The following is a 16,008-nucleotide window of genomic DNA, read 5'->3' on the forward strand; positions in this document are numbered from 1 at the left end:
GGCTGCGGGGTCGTTTTGCTGTGTATGAGCCCAGAGAAGATTGTTGAGGAACAAGCCCACGCCGACGTCCTCTTTTCCCATCTGGGTGCGGAGGTGGATGCCGCGCGCGCAAAACTCGCTGCGGTGCAGGCGGACGTTGACCCGGACAACCCGGACTCGGATGCGCTGGTGCGACGGGAAACCGAGTACCACGCGCTAAATGCCAAGCTGGATCAGCTTGGCGTAGCAGAGGTTGGCTTGGTGTTTGGCCGCGTGGATGTTGCCGATGAGGACCCGGATAATCCGGTACCGGGTGTGGCAGGCGTTGATCGCAGGTACGTCGGCCGTTTGGGCCTGGTGGATCGTGAGGATAACTACCGCACGCTGCTGCTAGATTGGCGCGCACCACAGGCCAGGCCGTTCTATCTGGCAACCACTGCGCACCCGGAGGGTGTGCGTATGCGTCGCAATATCCGCATGCGCGGGCGCACGGTCACGGCTGTGGATGATGAGGTGCTTTCTGGCGACGACGTTGCGCTTGAGACTCAGGCGGCCAACGTCGGGTCTGAAGCTGCGTTGCGCCGAGCGATGGACGCCGCACGTACCGGACACATGCAATCCATCGTGGAGACCATCCAGCGCGAGCAAGACGACATTATCCGTGACCCAACGCGCGGTGTGATGGTTGTCCAGGGTGGCCCCGGCACCGGCAAGACTGCCGTTGCGCTGCACCGCGTGGCCTACCTGCTCTACACCTGGCGCGAGCAACTCAGCCGCACGGGCGTGCTCATTATTGGTCCGAACGATACGTTTTTGGACTACATCTCTCGCGTGCTTCCGGAGCTGGGTGAGACCGGCGTGGTCTTAAGCACCCTGGAAAACTTGGTCCCGGGGTTCGCGCCGGGTACCCACGAGGAGCCGTTTAGTGCCCGCGAGGTGAAGGGCTCCGAGGAGATGGTGACCATCCTGCGCCGTGCGGTGCAGGCCTATCAGGTCGTGCCTGATGAGCCGGTTGAGCTGAATATCGACGGTGTGCGTATCCACGCCACCCCGGCCATGATCAAGGCATCGCGAACCCGTGCGCGGCGCAGCCGCAAGCCCCACAACGCGGCCCGCGCCGTCTACCAGGAGGACTTAACGCAGCGGTTGGCGCAGGCGTTGGCCACACGCATCGGTGAGGACCCGCTGGGTGGTGCGAACCTGCTTTCCGCTGCCGATGTGGACCAGCTGCACGATGATCTTGCAGAGCACCCGCAGGTGCTTGGTTTGATCCAGGACACCTTCCCTATTCTGAGTCCCACTCAGGTGCTCGGCGAGCTGCTTTCTAGCCACGAGCGTATTGCTGAGGTGGCGTTTGATTATGACGACTACACGCGCGAAGCCTTCTACCGCCCAGCCGGCAGCCCGTTCACGCCGTCCGATACGGCCTTGATAGATGAGCTGTCTGTAATCGTTGGCACGGTGGACCCGGAGGAAGAGCGCCGCGCGGAGGAAGAGGCCTGGCGCAGGCAGGTGGCTGAGGCGGAGGAGGCCTTGGATGTACTTGCCTCCTCTGAAGCCACGGATAATGATGACGACCAGTTTGAGGCCGAGATCCTCTCTGCCACCGACGTCATTGACGCCGAAACGCTGGCCAGCCGCCAGCGCGCCACGGATACGCGTTCTACCGCGGAGCGCGCCGCCGCGGACCAGGCCTGGGCGTACGGGCACGTAATTGTGGACGAAGCCCAGGAGCTCTCCCCCATGGAATGGCGGATGGTGTTTCGCCGCTGCCCGAGCCGTTGGATGACGTTGGTTGGTGACACGGCGCAGACATCTGCGCCGGCAGGTGTTGACGATTGGGCCAGCGCCCTGGAGCCGTTCGTGAACACCCGTTTCAGGCTGCATGAGCTGACGGTGAACTACCGCACCCCTGCGGAGATCATCGCGTACGCCGACACAGTGCTTGAGCACGGCGGCGGCACCCCGCGTGAGCAAACCAGTATCCGCCAGGGAGAGCCGGTGCGCTTCATGCCCACCGGCACGAACCCGGATTCAGTTGCCGCGGGTTTTGCCGATGATGAGGGCCGCTCCGTGGCCGTGATCGACAGCAGCAACGTGGCCTTCATGAAGGGCCTGGAGTTTGACCACGTGATTGTGGTGGAGCCACAGAAAATAGTTGAGGCCTCGCCACAGGGGTGGCAAGACCTCTACGTTGCAGTGACCAGGGCGACACAGACCCTGACGGTTATCGGGGAGCTCTAGCTCCCCAGCGGGAAAAAGAACTACTCGGTGACGGTGTGGACGATCATCACGTCACAGTCAGACTGACGTGCAACGTCCGCCGGAACCGAGCCCAGCAGTCGGCCGGTCAGGGAGTTGATGCCGCGGTTACCCACAACCAGCAGTTCTGCCTTGTTGTCGTTCACAATCGCCATCAGCGCCTCAACCGGGGTGCCCGGGCGCGTTGCGGTCTGCACGTCCTTGGCACCAACCGAGCGTGCGTGTTCAGCTGCGGCTTCCAGGTTCTTCAACGCCTGATCGTCACCAAGAATGGTCACAGAATCCTGGCGCAGTGCCTTCGAGGCGTCAGCCTCGGACTGGTAGTACGCGGTACCAATAACCAGCGTTGCGTCAAACGCCACCGCCATCTTGGCTGCACGCTCAACAGCAAGGAGGGAAGACTTCGAGCCGTCCGAACCGACGACAATGGTGTTGTAGTAGTTGGCCATGCGCATAAGTGTAACGCGTTTGTCCCTAGCTGCGTAGCTCAGCCTGAGTATCCACCAGCATCACGTCCACAGGAGCTTTCTTTGCGACGCTACCTGGCACATTGCCAAACACCCTGCCCGCGAGCGAACGCATCCCCTTGTTTCCAACAACCAAAAGATCGACATCGTATTCGCTAACGGATTCAATCAGCACCGCCGCCGGCTGGCCGCCACGCGAGACCGTGCGGGTGTCCTTGGCCTGCTCCGCTTCTGCAATCTCGCGTGCGCGTTGCAGAATCTCCTGGGCGCCGGTCTCTGTCACGACGTCCGCGCCCGTCAACTCGCGGTTTGTGGAGTCAAGCACCGAGCCGGACGCCGAGTAGTGCGCGCAGATAATGGTCAGGCTCGCGTCATACACCCGCGCGAGGCTTGCCGCGGCACGCACTGCCGCCATGGACGTAGCGGAGCCATCGGTGCCAACGGCAATTGAAGAGTACGAAAACATTGTGGGCCTTCCTAAACCTTTGAAACGTGCAACGTTAATTTCCTGACTCTTTCATACCACGCAGCTCCTTGCGCAGATCCGCGATCTCATCACGCAAGCGTCCGGCAAGTTCGAACTTCAGCTCGCGGGCGGCTTCACCCATTTGGTTCGTCAGATCGTCGATAAGCTGCTGAAGCTCATCGGAAGCCATGGTGGACACATCGGGTCGCTCCACAATGGCTGCTTCCCCACCGCGGGTGTCTGCATCGGTGTTCTCGTAGACCTGGTCCAGAATGTCGGCGATGGCCTTACGCAGCGGCTGCGGGTCGATGCCGTGCTCCTTGTTGTAGGCGATCTGCTTTTCGCGGCGACGCTCCGTCTCTTCAATCGCCGCCTGCATGGAGTCGGTAATGTTGTCGGCATACATGATGACCTCGCCAGAGACGTTACGTGCGGCGCGGCCGATGGTCTGGATCAGGGACTTGGTGGAGCGCAGGAAGCCCTCCTTGTCCGCGTCCAGGATTGCCACGAGCGAGACCTCCGGCAGGTCGAGGCCCTCGCGCAGGAGGTTGATACCCACCAGCACGTCGAACTCACCAAGGCGCAGCTGGCGCAGCAGCTCCACGCGCTGCAGGGTGTCAATGTCCGAGTGCAGGTAGCGCACCTTAATGCCGTTATCTAAGAAGTAATCCGTCAGATCCTCGGCCATGCGCTTGGTCAGCGTGGTCACCAACACGCGCTCGTTCTTCTCCACGCGCAGGCGGATCTCATGGATCAGGTCATCGATCTGGCCCTTGGTTGGGCGCACGCTCACCTTCGGATCCACCAGGCCAGTTGGGCGAATGACTTGCTCCACAAACTCGCCACCGGAGGCTTCAAGCTCGTAGTCCCCCGGCGTTGCGGACATGTAGACAGTCTGGCCCACGCGGGCCTCAAACTCATCAAACGTCAGGGGGCGGTTGTCTACTGCCGACGGCAAACGGAAACCGAACTCCACCAGGTTGCGCTTGCGTGACATGTCGCCCTCAAACATGCCGCCGATCTGGGGCACGGTCACGTGAGACTCATCGATGATGGTCAGGAAGTCTTCCGGGAAATAGTCAATCAGCGTCGCCGGCGCAGAGCCCGCGGGCCGACCGTCCATGTGGCGCGAATAGTTCTCAATGCCGGAGCAGAAGCCCACCTGCTGGATCATCTCCAGGTCATACTCGGTGCGCATGCGAAGGCGTTGGGCTTCGAGCAGTTTGCCCTTGCTCTCCAGCTCTTCAAGCCGGTCCGCTAGCTCCTCCTTGATCGCCTCGATAGCTTTCTCCATGCGCTCATCCGTAGCCACGTAGTGCGTGGCCGGGAAGATACGCACCTCTTCTTCCTGGCTGATCACATCACCCGTGAGCGGGTGGATGTAGTAGAGCGTGTCAATCTCATCGCCGAAGAACTCCACACGCACCGCCACCTCTTCGTAGGCGGGAATGATGTCCACGGTGTCGCCCTTGACACGGAAGGTGCCGCGTTTGAAGTCCACGTCATTGCGCTCATACTGCACGTCTACAAGCAAGCGCAGGAAGCGGTCGCGCTCCACCTCCTCGCCTACCTGCAGCACAATCGAACGATCCAGGTAGGACTGCGGCGTACCCAGACCGTAGATGCAGGAGACGGAGGCAACCACCACAACGTCACGGCGGCTCAACAGCGCCGAGGTGGCCGAGTGGCGCAGACGCTCCACGTCATCATTAATCGAAGAGTCTTTCTCAATGTAGGTATCCGTCTGCGCTATGTAGGCCTCTGGCTGGTAGTAGTCGTAGTACGAGACGAAATACTCCACGGCGTTATTGGGTAGTAGCTGGCGAAGCTCATTGGCCAACTGTGCGGCCAGCGTCTTGTTCGGGGCCATCACCAACGTTGGGCGCTGTTGCTTCTCAATCAGCCACGCAGCGGTAGCGGACTTACCGGTACCCGTGGCACCCATGAGCACCACGTCTTCCTCGCCACGCCGCAGGCGCTCGTCCAACTCCTTGATCGCCGAAGGCTGATCGCCCGAGGGCTCATACTCAGAGATAACCTCGAACGGTTTTTCACGACGCTCAATTTCACCCACCGGGCGAAACTCAGACTGCGCAAGGACAGGATGTTCAGCAGCAAAAGCCATGCAGGCCAGTCTACGGCCCTACGACGCAAACTTGCGCGCAGCAGCCAACCACTCGTCGAGCTCGCCGGTTTCCTGCCACAGGGCATAGAGTTCAGAGCTGCCAGGTTTGAGCACTTCAGCTGCGTTACGACGGATCCATCTCCGGTCATCCGCACTAAACGGGAAACGCGCGACCGCCTCAGCATGCTCTTCCGGCACGTGCCCGTTGAGCACAGCGGCAAGCGCAATGATCAGCTCGGCTTCCTCGGCGTTGAGCGGGCTGTTGGAGCAGTTGAAGCGGAACTGGTCCATGCGAAACGTGCCGTTGGCAAGTGCTGCCACGACGTCTGCGGCCGAGTCATTATCAAACGGCCCTGTATCCCAGGTACCCATGCCGTGTCACACTAAAGGGCTAAGGTTAACAACCCCTATACCTTTGGTGAACGTCATCGGGCTAACACGAGAACTCTTAGGTCACGCTCTTAGGTCACGCGCCTGGTCGGTTAGGAACTGTCAGCTACGAACGAATTCGTGCAAGTACCTTTTCCACCTGCGGCGCGAGTGCTTCGACCGGGCCGTTGTTGTCAATGACAACGTCGGCGGCGGCAAGACGTGTGGCGTCGTCAATCTGGCGGGCGATGCGCGCCCGGGCATCGGCCTCATCGAGCCCGCGCGAGGACACGAGGCGGCGCACCCGCTCATCTACGTCCACGTTGACCACCACGGTGAGGTCCATATCGTTGTGCAGGCCAAGGTCTACGAGTAATGGCATGTCATAGACCGCAGCCTGCGCGCCCGCGGCCTCGTGTTCGGTGAATTGGCGCTCGGCTTCTGCCCGGATCGCCGGGTGGGTAATCGCGTTCAAACGCTGCGTGGCTTCCTCGGTGGCAAACGCCCGACGGGCCAGCTCCGCGCGGTTGAGTGTGCCGTCTGGGCCAATGAGATCGTCGCCGAACTCTTGCGCTACCTCGGCGAGTACGGGGGAACCTGGTTCCATGATGGTGCGGGCGATAGCGTCAGCGTCGACAAGCGGAAGCCCTGCATCCTGCAGCAAGCCGGCAACCGTGGATTTGCCGCTGCCGATACCGCCGGTGAGTCCAATGCGTTTCATAGTTTCCGAACATAACAAAACGGCCCGCACCCCGGTTGGGGCAGGCGGGCCGTCGTTGTTCTAGCTCTTAGTTGCCAGCAAGCTTCTCGCGCAGAGCAGCGAGCTGCTCGTCGGAAGCCAGGGAACCACCCTCGGACTCGGATGCTGCCGGAGCGTCAGCACCAGACTCGGAGGAGTAGTTGGACTCAGAGGAGTAGTCGGAGCCACCCTGCTCTGCTGCCTCTGCAGCTGCAGCGCGGTGACGCTCGATCTGAGCGGTGTGAGCCTGGAAGCGACGCTCTGCCTCTGCGTAGCGTGCCTCCCACTCCTGGCGAGCTTCCTCGAAGCCTTCCATCCACTCGTTGGTCTCCGGGTCGAAGCCCTCCGGGAAGATGTAGTTGCCCTGCTCGTCGTAGGAGTCGGCCATGCCGTAGCGGGACGGATCGAACTCTTCTGCGTAGTCCTCATCAGCCTGCTTAAGCGACAGGGAGATACGACGACGCTCGAGGTCGATGTCGATGACCTTGACCATAACTTCCTGGCCAACGGTAACAACCTGGTCCGGGACCTCCACGTGGCGCTGAGCCAGCTCGGAGATGTGTACCAGGCCCTCGATGCCCTCCTCGACGCGAACGAAGGCGCCGAACGGAACGAGCTTGGTAACCTTGCCCGGAACGATCTGGCCCACAGCGTGGGTGCGGGCGAAGACGCGCCACGGATCTTCCTGGGTTGCCTTCAGGGACAGGGACACGCGCTCGCGGTCCAGGTCAACGTCGAGCACCTCAACGGTGACCTCGTCGCCCACGGTGACAACCTCAGACGGGTGGTCGATGTGCTTCCAGGACAGCTCGGAAACGTGAACCAGGCCGTCAACACCGCCAAGGTCGACGAATGCGCCGAAGTTGACGATGGAGGAAACGACACCCTTGCGCACCTGGCCCTTCTGCAGCTGGTGCAGGAAGTCGGAGCGGACCGCAGACTGGGTCTCCTCCAGGTAAGCGCGGCGGGACAGCACCACGTTGTTGCGGTGCTTGTCCAGCTCGATGATCTTTGCCTCGAGCTCCTGGCCGATGTACGGATCCAGGTCGCGCACGCGGCGCATCTCCACCAGCGATGCCGGCAGGAAGCCGCGCAGGCCGATGTCCAGGATGAGGCCGCCCTTGACAACCTCGATGACCGTACCGGTAACCGGCTGGTCGTTGGCCTGCAGCTCCTCGATGGTGCCCCAAGCACGCTCGTACTGAGCGCGCTTCTTGGACAGCATCAGGCGGCCTTCCTTGTCCTCCTTGGTCAGGACAAGTGCGTCGATCTCATCGCCGACCTCGACCACGTCTTCCGGGTCAACGTCGTGCTTGATGGACAGCTCGCGGGTGAGGATGATGCCCTCAGTCTTGTAGCCGATGTCGAGGAGGACCTCATCGTGGTCAACCTTAACAACGGTGCCGGTGACGATATCGCCATCGTTGAAGTACTTGATGGTCTCGTCCACTGCGGCGAGAAATTCCTCAGGGCCACCGATGTCATTGATGGCTACCTGGGGTGCGTTGGAAGTGCGCATATGTGTATGTGCTCCGAAAAATAGGAGGTCGAAATGTACATGGGCATGTCTTTCAAAAACCGGAAGCACGTGCTTAAGTTGGGTTTTGATCTCACGGCGTTGACGGGCAGGCCCTCCTATTTACGGCACCACTCGCCCCGACGCTGCGACACGCTCGCCCAACAATACTGCCTTTACCCAGCTAAAGCAAATGATTATGACCACTCCATCGCAAGCAAACAGACACCATTGGGACAGTGACGCCCAGCGCTATCACGACGCCCACCCCGAGTACCTCAACGGCTTCTATTGGTGCCCAGAAATGCTCTCGGAGCAAGAGGGCCGTTTGCTTGGCGACGTCTCCGGCGCCACCATCCTAGAAATCGGTTGCGGCAGTGCCCCGTGCGCCAATTGGTTGGCGCAGAATGCGGGCGCCCGCCTGGTGACAGGCTTTGACATTTCGTCAGGCATGCTTTCCCGAGCGAGCGGCCCCGCGCCACTTACACAGGCCGATGTTCTGGCACTTCCCTACCGCGATCACAGCTTTGACGTTGCCTTCTCCGCATTTGGTGCGCTGCCGTTTGTCGCCGACATCAATACAGCCTTCGAGGAGATCGCGCGCGTACTCGCCCCGGGTGGACGCTTCGTGTTTTCCGTCAACCATCCGATGCGCTGGGTCTTCCCAGACGACCCGGACGAGCTAACTGCGGAGATTAGCTACTTTGAACGCGAATACCTTGAACACAACGACCAGGGGGAACTGACATACGCGGAATACCACCGCACCTTCGGCGACTGGGTTCGCGCTCTTGGGCAAGCTGGCTTTTGGCTCGCGGACGTCGTCGAGCCCGAATGGCCTGCCAACCTGAACATCACCTGGGGCCAATGGTCCCCCAAGCGCGGCGCAATCTTCCCAGGCACCGCCATTTTCGTAGCATTTTTGGCTAGCTAACTACCCCCATTTTTACACCCCCATGAATTTAATCCCCGCTCACCCCTTAGCCTCTGTTAAGTTAATTCACGGCTATCCCTCCACTTAGGGAAAGCACCCTCTAGGGGGAAGAGGAATAACTTAATACCAACTCAACAGAAAACGGGCGGGGTCGCGGCAGACGGGGATGCCGTTTCCGGAGCGGGTGGCTGGTCACCAACGAAACTAATTCCAGCCACCCGCTCCCTTTGCAAAGGCAAGCTTTGCAAAGAAGGAGAAGGAACAGCGATAGGCGGGCTAGTGCGCTGCTTCGTCCCAGTTTTTGCCCGTACCAGCGGAAACCTCAAGCGGCACCAGCAGTTCGATTGCGTCGTCCATCTCACGCTCCACAATCTCGCGTACCTCGTCCAACTCCCCGGGCGCTACCTCCACAACCAGTTCATCGTGGACCTGAAGCAGGACGCGGGAGCGCTTGGTGGCAAGCGCAGCGTCCACACGCAGCATGGCCACCTTAATAATGTCGGCGGCCGTGCCCTGGATCGGCGCGTTCAACGCAGCACGCTCAGCGTTTTCTCGGGCGACGCGGTTATCGGAGTTCAGCTCTGGCAGGTAACGGCGGCGACCGAAGATGGTAGACGTGTAGCCGTCACGCCGCGCCTGCTCCACCACCTCATCCAAGTAGCGCTTGACGCCGCCGAAGCGCACGAAGTAGCTCTCCATAATCTGCTTCGCCTCACCCGCAGGAATCCCCAGCTGGTTGGACAGGCCATAGGCGGACAACCCGTAGACCAGGCCGTAGCTCATCGCCTTGACACGACGGCGCAGTTCAGGTGTGACCTGATCAATAGGCACCTCAAACACGCGTGAGCCCACAAAGTTGTGCAGGTCTTCGCCTGCCTTGTACGCCTCAATCAGGCCAGCGTCCTGACTTAAGTGCGCCATCACACGCATCTCGATCTGGCTGTAGTCCGCGGTCAGCAGGCACTCATAGCCCTCACCCACCACAAAGGCTGAACGGATGACTCGGCCCGCATCCGTACGCACCGGAATGTTCTGCAAGTTCGGCTCCGCGGAGCTCAAACGACCAGTTGACGTCACCGTCTGGTTAAACGTGGTGTGGATACGCCCATCCGGCTGCACCGTTTTAATCAGACCCTCAATAGTGGTCTTCATCTTCTGGTACTCGCGGTGTGCCAGCAGGTGGTCCAGGAACGGGTGCGGGTTCTTCTCCGCCAGTGCCTCAATCTCACCAGCTGCCGTGGAGTAGCCGGTCTTGGTCTTCTTCGTCTTCGGCAGCTGTAGCTTTTCAAACAGCACCACGGACAGCTGCTTGGGGCTGGAAAGGTTCAGCGTCGGCTCGTCTACAAGCTGCCGCGCCTCCTCCTCCACCTGGGCCACCTTGTGGGTGTAGTCCTTGCGTAGCCCCTCAAGCACGTCCAAGTCAACGGCGATGCCAGCGTGCTCCATCTCCGCCAGCACAGTAACCAGCGGCAGCTCAAGGTCGGTGTACAGCTCATAGGAGTCAATCTCTGTCAGCTGCACCGACAGGGCCGCCGCAAGCTCCATGATTGCTGCCGCAGCATCGGTCAGCGAGGTATCTCCCAGCAGGCTCAACTGGTCCCCACCAAGCGTGAGCTGCTTCTTCAAGTGGCGCTGGTAGACGTCCTCCAGCGCATAGGTACGCTGACCGGGACGCAGCAGGTAGGCGGCAATGGCCGTGTCATGCGCAATGCCACGCAGCGTCATGCCGCGGCCCTTGAGCATGTGGAAGGCGGCCTTCGCCTCGTGCAGGTACTTCGGCGAATCGGACTCAATCCACGCCTTCAGCGCCGCGTCCTCAGCCGGGGTCAGCTCGCTGGTTTCGCGGGTTACGGCGTGGCGCTGCTTATCCACAATCGCCAACCCACCACAGTCACCACCTGCAGGTGTCGCAGTACCAGTCAGGTACAGCGCCAGGCCCTCACCCTCGCGCGCTTGCAGCCACGCATCCAGGGCATCCTTATCGACGACCACGTCATCCAACTCCACCACCCGATCAGCAGCATCTGCCGAAGCGTCGCCGGTGGTTGCTACGACGGCGAGCACGCGCTCGCGCAGGTTCGCGCCAAATTCGAGATCGTCGAATTTTTGGGCGACATCGCCAACGTCGACAGGCTGAAGCTCCAGATTCTCCGGGCCTACGGGAAGCTCCACGTCGGTGACCATCTGAGTCAGCTCGCGGTTAAGGCGCACCTGGTCAATGCGCTCGCGGAAGTTTTGACCGACAACGCCGCCGATCTCCTCGGCATTGGCAATCAAGCCATCAAGGGTTTCGTACTGCGTGATCCACTTCAGCGCGGTCTTCTCCCCTACCTTCGGAATGCCCGGCAGGTTATCGCTCGGGTCTCCACGCAAGGCCGCGTAATCCGGGTACTGCGCAGGCGTCAGCCCATACTTGTTCACCACCTCATCAGGGGTAAAGCGCGTCAGGGTGGACACGCCGCGGGTGGGATACAGAAGCGTCGTCGAATCGTCCACAAGCTGGATGTAATCACGGTCACCACTGACCAAGACGATCTCAAAATCCCCCTCGGCGCGGGCCTCAGTCACCAGCGTGGCCACAATGTCGTCGGCCTCGAAGTTCTCCTTGCTCAAGGTGACAATGCCAAGTGTTTCCAGCACGTCCTCAATAATCGGCACCTGGCCCTTGAACTCCGGCGGCGCGGATTCACGCTGTGCCTTGTACTCCGGGAAACGCTCCGTGCGGAACGTCTTGCGGCCCACGTCAAACGCCACCGCCATGTGGCTGGGTTTTTCCTCGGCCACGATGTTGGCGAGCATGGATAGGAACCCGTAGACCGCGTTGGTGTGTTGGCCGCCAGTCGTGGAGAAATTCTCCACGGGCAGCGCGTAGAAGGCACGGAAGGCCATCGAGTGGCCGTCGATAAGCAAAAGGCGTCTCACGGCCTCCAAGCTACCCGGCGTAGACCACCACTAGCCAGATAGCCACCAAATGCAGGATGGCCGCCACGATCGTCGCAGTATGGAAGTGCTCGTGGTAGCCGTAGATTCGCGCTGAACGTCCCGGCCACTTGAAGCCGTACACCACCGCGCCGAGGGTGTAGATAATGCCGCCGATCAGCAGCAGGATGAACACCGCTTGAATGATGCCGCCCATTGCCCACAGCGCGGGCGCCAACGGCACGATAATCCAGCCCAACGCAACGTAAACCACCACGTCCAGCCAGCGTGGGTGGTCAATCCACACCAGGTTGAGGATTGCGCTGGCGATCGCGCCCACCCATGCCACGGCCAGCATGATGCCGGCCGTACGCGGCGGAAACAGGATCAGGCACAAAGGCGTATAGGTAGCGGCGATGAAGACGGCAATCGTGGCGTGATCAGCACGGCGCCACCACTGGACCGCGCTTGCAGAGCGCCACGGCCAGCGGTGATACATCGCGGAAACGCCGAACAGCGTAATCAGGCCCGCACCGTAGACCGTCACCCCGAGTGCGGGCAGCCACGGCAAGGTCATCCACGCAAACGTGATCAGCACCGCTGCAGCAATGGCAAAGCCGAAGGCCGCGCCGACGTGGAACCAGCCGCGCGTGGCCGGGCGCTCGCCGCGGTCCGCGACGATCCAGGTACGCCGGATCTGACCGTCTTGCAGCTCAACGGTCTCTACTGTGCCTTCAGTGATTACTGCCATGCGTTCCGCCTCTCGTGTGGGCCCGAGGTTTGTTGCAGTGTTTGTTGCAGTGTAGACGAGATCTTAGCGGCTAAACGGCCCTTGTGAAGGGCGCTGGGAAGGACGCTGCTGGTACGGCTGCTGCGGTGAGCCCCACGGCTGTGGTTGCTGCGGTTGCAGCGAACCCCAGGTTTGCTGTGGCTGCGGTGATCCCCAGGTTTGCTGCTGCTGGGCTGGTTTCTTAGGTTGAGCCGGCGACTGCGGCGAACGCGTTGCCAAACGCAATCCGCGCGCGGAGGCGATAATGCCAACCAGAGCGCAGATGATCCACACCGCAACGCCCCCTGGGTTGTTCTGCCACAGTGCGTTTTCCGTCTGAATGTCACTGATGAAGAACCATGCGAACAACCACCAGGAAACAATTGCGGTGATTACCCACGCCAGCGTCCAGCGCTTCAGCAACCCCACCAGAACCGCAACACCAATCGAGACAATGAACGCCCAGTAGGCAAAGCCGTAAAACCACGTTGGGTTCCACCTGCTTGCTGTTGCTCGCGCCGCATCCTGAGCAAGCAGGGCAAACAGCAAGGTAGCTGCGGCTACTGCAGCCATCATGATCCAGTGTTTGGAAGCCGGAGCAACAGGGCCGAAAAGCGCCTGCGCTTGGCCATTGCGCCGCATCCGTATCAGCTCGAACACGCTGATAGCGGCCCCGATAAGGCCCAACGCCATCCAGCACCAGACGCCGAGCCCAATGGTGAACCCAGTTTCACCAAACAGGTCGAACTTCCGCTCGACGTCTGCATCATCAAATATCCACTTCACTTTGAAGTTAGCCAGATGCATCACCCAGAAGAACTGAGTAAGCGAGGCGACCAACCCAAAGACTGGTGTGGCCCACCATGAGCGAGCGCTCCGAGTAAGGATTACCGCAGTCAGGTACAAGCCGAGCACGCCTGCTGCCGCGAGAGGGATCGCTGTCCAGTGGTTGAACGTCTCCCCCTGCATTGTCATCTTGAAGTCAAAGCCTGTCTCGGTGAGGCCATCTGAGTCAAAATATTTTTCATACCCGTACAGGTTTCGAACTGCGAAGAACTCATCACCCAACAGCGATCCGGTCAGTGTGTGGTAGCGCAGGAAGCCCGAAGCGATAGTCAGCAGGAACAGCGTGAGCATGCCAACCGGGAAAACCTTCTGTAACGTCTCCGGGTTCGCTCCGCGCTTCCTCTGCGTACTCCCGCCCGGTACACCAGGCTGACCACCAGACTGTGGACCTTGTGCGAACTGGGCTACATATGGCTGCCGAGGGTGTTGTCCCCATGCATTATTGGACACGGTGAGTTCCTTCACACATTTATAGTTTTCGTCGCTTTGAGTTCCGCGATCAGGTGCATGCCGTTATAGGTTTAACAGCGCATTACCAGACTAAGCGTAGGGAAACTGTAGATGTTTTACATCCTGCTTGCCGTGGCCGCGATTGCGGCTGTCGGCTATTTCATTTTTAAGAAGGTGCATGCCGCGTCCGCAATCTTCGCGGTTGGTGTGCTGCTTCTCATGATCGCGGCTGCCACTGGCCGCATTGAGTACTCCAGTGCAAAGTTTGATCCGTCCGGCAACGCGTTTTATGACGAGTTGTTGATCATTGAGTCTTTGTTCAAGTCCCGCTACGCCGGCACCGGCATGGCGATTATGGTCCTGTTCGGTTTCGTGGGATACATGCGTCACATCGGCGCCGATGCGAAGACGGTGGTTGCACTGTCCAAGCCGCTGCGCAGGTTCCACGGCTCCTACTGGCTCGTACCACTCGGCTTCCTCGTTGGCACGTTGCTCTCATTGGTCGTGCCGTCCGCGTCTGCACTGTCATTGCTGTTGGTGGCAACGCTCATGCCGGCACTTATTGCCGCGGGCCTGTCCCCGCTGACGGTGGGCGCGATTATCGTGACCTCGTCGACCATCGCGCCGTCTCCTCTGGAGGCAGGTCTGATCCAGGGTGCGGCACTCACAGACATGACTGTCACGGAGTTTGTCTTTGACAACGTGGCCAAGTCCACCATCCCCGCCCTGATCGTGATTGCGTTTACACACATGTGGTGGCAGCGTCGGTGCGATATCAAGGATGCAGCCAAGAAACAGGCAGAGCTTACAGCCAAGGTAGGGGCACCCTCGCTTGACGACGCCCCCCACACCGCCGCCGAACTCCAAGAGTCCGAGTCTGATCGCCGTGTGCGCGAGGCCGTGGAGCGCGCCGAGGGCCTGCCTGGTTTCTACGCAGTGCTGCCCCTGTTGCCGCTGGTGCTGATCATTGTTTCCGCGATCCTCAACCGCATGGACTTAATCAGCTTTGAGGCTGACATTCTGCCGGTAACCGTGGTGTCTTTGATGCTGACCATGATCATTGAGGCAATCCGCCTAAAGAACATCAACTACGCCGTGGATTCTCTGAAAGAGTTCTTCGCTGGACTTGGTGAAGCTGCCGCAGGCGTTGTCGCCCTGATTGTTGCTGCAGCTGTTCTGGTTGAGGGCATCACCCAGATGGGCGTGATTGAGGGCCTGACCAACTTGGCACAGAAGTCCTCCGGTGCCGCGGTACTTATGGTGATCGTGTTCGTTGCGGCCACCGCACTTATGGCGCTGGTTACCGGCTCTGGTGTGGCCCCTTACTTCGCGTTTTCTGAGATGGTTCCGGGACTGGCAGCCGAGACTTCTATCCACGCACCGCAGATGCTGACCTCCATTTGGTCCGCATCCAACCTGATGCGCCAAGGATCCCCGGTCAACGCCGCGGTGATCATTGTGGCGGGTGCGCTCAACGTCAACCCAATCGACCTGGTGCGTCGCACCATGGTGCCGATGCTTGCTGGCACCATCGCTTCTGTGATCTTCGCGTTCCTGTTTATCGCGTAGGTCTGTCAACGCTTGGTTCATCGTCTTGTTCTAGTGCGGTGACCACGCGATTCACGTCGGGGAGTATCCCTGCTATATACTCTCCTGACGTTGCCCCAGTAGCCCAATTGGCAGAGGCAACGGATTCAAAACCCGTCCAGTGTGAGTTCGAGTCTCACCTGGGGCACCACTAACTAAGGCCTCGGAATTTTCCGAGGCCTTCCGCTTTACAACGACCTCCGCACCCCCACTTTCACAGTGCAGCAATTCCTAAAAGGGTTAAGGGACATTTCGTGTGGATTTGGGGGCAAAGGAACGCCAAGCCAATTCGACAATACGATCTCTTCGTTCATCTGGTCTGTCGGAGGGAAGTCTTCTCGTGGTGCGTGCGCTACAACACCAGCCGAAGACTGAATACACTCCCAGCGCAAGTACCCCACCCCTGCAGAGTACGAAGCACACACAAAGCTCAAAGCGCGCACAGCATAACGTTGCCCTAAAGTACACACCATAAGTTCACCATCTCATGGTGGCTACTCTCAGGGGTCAGGCCCTTGTGGCGATGCAGTCAACGTCAAGACAGAAAAGCATTACAAAGATAAAAGAAGCCACTATGTAG

Annotated in this window: 12 protein-coding genes and 1 tRNA gene; 4 read left to right on the plus strand and 9 right to left on the minus strand. The window is 60.1% G+C overall.

All coding sequences use genetic code 11. The features are described 5' to 3' along the window. The first annotated feature begins 24 nt into the window (after positions 1–24). Positions 25–2,223, plus strand: a complete 2,199-nt coding sequence (locus HMPREF3104_RS05355; RefSeq protein ID WP_070494705.1) for a HelD family protein — start codon at positions 25–27, stop codon at positions 2,221–2,223. A 20-nt stretch (positions 2,224–2,243) separates the two neighbouring features. Here the strand turns inward: HMPREF3104_RS05355 and HMPREF3104_RS05360 are convergent, their stop codons facing one another. From HMPREF3104_RS05360 to rpsA, 6 genes are all read right to left on the minus strand, one after another. After that, a complete protein-coding gene (locus HMPREF3104_RS05360) occupies positions 2,244–2,690 on the minus strand; it encodes a universal stress protein (protein WP_052206366.1) in 447 nt (148 codons plus the stop codon). A gap of 25 nt (positions 2,691–2,715) precedes the next feature. Next, positions 2,716–3,174: a universal stress protein gene (locus HMPREF3104_RS05365; RefSeq protein ID WP_070494706.1), complete on the minus strand. Its 459-nt coding sequence runs from the start codon at positions 3,172–3,174 to the stop codon at positions 2,716–2,718. Positions 3,175–3,208: 34 nt separating this feature from the next. Beyond that, complete coding sequence (uvrB, locus tag HMPREF3104_RS05370) at positions 3,209–5,299, minus strand: excinuclease ABC subunit UvrB (RefSeq protein ID WP_070494707.1); 2,091 nt, start codon at positions 5,297–5,299, stop codon at positions 3,209–3,211. A gap of 18 nt (positions 5,300–5,317) precedes the next feature. Beyond that, positions 5,318–5,671: a DUF4259 domain-containing protein gene (locus tag HMPREF3104_RS05375; RefSeq protein WP_070494708.1), complete on the minus strand. Its 354-nt coding sequence runs from the start codon at positions 5,669–5,671 to the stop codon at positions 5,318–5,320. 124 nt (positions 5,672–5,795) lie between these two features. Next, on the minus strand, positions 5,796–6,389 hold the full coding sequence (gene coaE, locus HMPREF3104_RS05380) for a dephospho-CoA kinase (RefSeq protein WP_052204475.1): 594 nt from the start codon (positions 6,387–6,389) through the stop codon (positions 5,796–5,798). Positions 6,390–6,456: 67 nt separating this feature from the next. Beyond that, on the minus strand, positions 6,457–7,926 hold the full coding sequence (rpsA, locus tag HMPREF3104_RS05385) for a 30S ribosomal protein S1 (protein WP_052204477.1): 1,470 nt from the start codon (positions 7,924–7,926) through the stop codon (positions 6,457–6,459). Positions 7,927–8,122: 196 nt separating this feature from the next. Between rpsA and HMPREF3104_RS05390 the strand changes: the two genes are divergently transcribed. Continuing rightward, positions 8,123–8,857 carry a class I SAM-dependent methyltransferase gene (locus HMPREF3104_RS05390; protein ID WP_070494737.1) on the plus strand — a complete coding sequence of 245 codons (735 nt, stop codon included), beginning with the start codon at positions 8,123–8,125 and terminating at the stop codon, positions 8,855–8,857. Between the two features lie 276 nt (positions 8,858–9,133). On the opposite strand, the gene polA is transcribed toward HMPREF3104_RS05390, so the two are convergent. From polA to HMPREF3104_RS05405, 3 genes are all read right to left on the minus strand, one after another. Beyond that, entirely contained in the window at positions 9,134–11,779 is a 2,646-nt protein-coding gene (gene polA, locus HMPREF3104_RS05395) for a DNA polymerase I (RefSeq protein WP_371441040.1), read from the minus strand. A 10-nt stretch (positions 11,780–11,789) separates the two neighbouring features. Continuing rightward, positions 11,790–12,527: a PAQR family membrane homeostasis protein TrhA gene (locus HMPREF3104_RS05400; RefSeq protein ID WP_070494710.1), complete on the minus strand. Its 738-nt coding sequence runs from the start codon at positions 12,525–12,527 to the stop codon at positions 11,790–11,792. 63 nt (positions 12,528–12,590) lie between these two features. Then, entirely contained in the window at positions 12,591–13,682 is a 1,092-nt protein-coding gene (locus HMPREF3104_RS05405; RefSeq protein WP_070494711.1) for a single stranded DNA-binding domain-containing protein, read from the minus strand. 270 nt (positions 13,683–13,952) lie between these two features. Here HMPREF3104_RS05405 and dcuC point away from each other — a divergent pair, with 270 nt between their 5' ends. Together dcuC and HMPREF3104_RS05415 are read left to right on the plus strand one after the other, a co-directional pair. Continuing rightward, on the plus strand, positions 13,953–15,410 hold the full coding sequence (gene dcuC / locus HMPREF3104_RS05410; RefSeq protein WP_070494712.1) for a C4-dicarboxylate transporter DcuC: 1,458 nt from the start codon (positions 13,953–13,955) through the stop codon (positions 15,408–15,410). A gap of 92 nt (positions 15,411–15,502) precedes the next feature. After that, positions 15,503–15,579, plus strand: a tRNA-Leu gene (locus HMPREF3104_RS05415). Positions 15,580–16,008 lie beyond the last annotated feature (429 nt).

Origin of the sequence: Corynebacterium sp. HMSC30G07 (genome assembly GCF_001806945.1) — a bacterium.
Classification (GTDB): domain Bacteria; phylum Actinomycetota; class Actinomycetes; order Mycobacteriales; family Mycobacteriaceae; genus Corynebacterium; species Corynebacterium riegelii.

Excerpts from the sequence above, each read along its gene's own strand:
- HMPREF3104_RS05355 (WP_070494705.1), top strand. The coding sequence starts at position 25 with ATGAGCCCAGAGAAGATTGTTGAGGAACAAGCCCACGCCGACGTCCTC.
- HMPREF3104_RS05360 (WP_052206366.1), bottom strand. The coding sequence starts at position 2,690 with ATGGCCAACTACTACAACACCATTGTCGTCGGTTCGGACGGCTCGAAG.
- HMPREF3104_RS05365 (WP_070494706.1), bottom strand. The coding sequence starts at position 3,174 with ATGTTTTCGTACTCTTCAATTGCCGTTGGCACCGATGGCTCCGCTACG.
- uvrB (WP_070494707.1), bottom strand. The coding sequence starts at position 5,299 with ATGGCTTTTGCTGCTGAACATCCTGTCCTTGCGCAGTCTGAGTTTCGC.
- HMPREF3104_RS05375 (WP_070494708.1), bottom strand. The coding sequence starts at position 5,671 with ATGGGTACCTGGGATACAGGGCCGTTTGATAATGACTCGGCCGCAGAC.
- coaE (WP_052204475.1), bottom strand. The coding sequence starts at position 6,389 with ATGAAACGCATTGGACTCACCGGCGGTATCGGCAGCGGCAAATCCACG.
- rpsA (WP_052204477.1), bottom strand. The coding sequence starts at position 7,926 with ATGCGCACTTCCAACGCACCCCAGGTAGCCATCAATGACATCGGTGGC.
- HMPREF3104_RS05390 (WP_070494737.1), top strand. The coding sequence starts at position 8,123 with ATGACCACTCCATCGCAAGCAAACAGACACCATTGGGACAGTGACGCC.
- HMPREF3104_RS05400 (WP_070494710.1), bottom strand. The coding sequence starts at position 12,527 with ATGGCAGTAATCACTGAAGGCACAGTAGAGACCGTTGAGCTGCAAGAC.
- HMPREF3104_RS05405 (WP_070494711.1), bottom strand. The coding sequence starts at position 13,682 with ATGCTCACGCTGTTCCTGCTGACTATCGCTTCGGGCTTCCTGCGCTAC.
- dcuC (WP_070494712.1), top strand. The coding sequence starts at position 13,953 with ATGTTTTACATCCTGCTTGCCGTGGCCGCGATTGCGGCTGTCGGCTAT.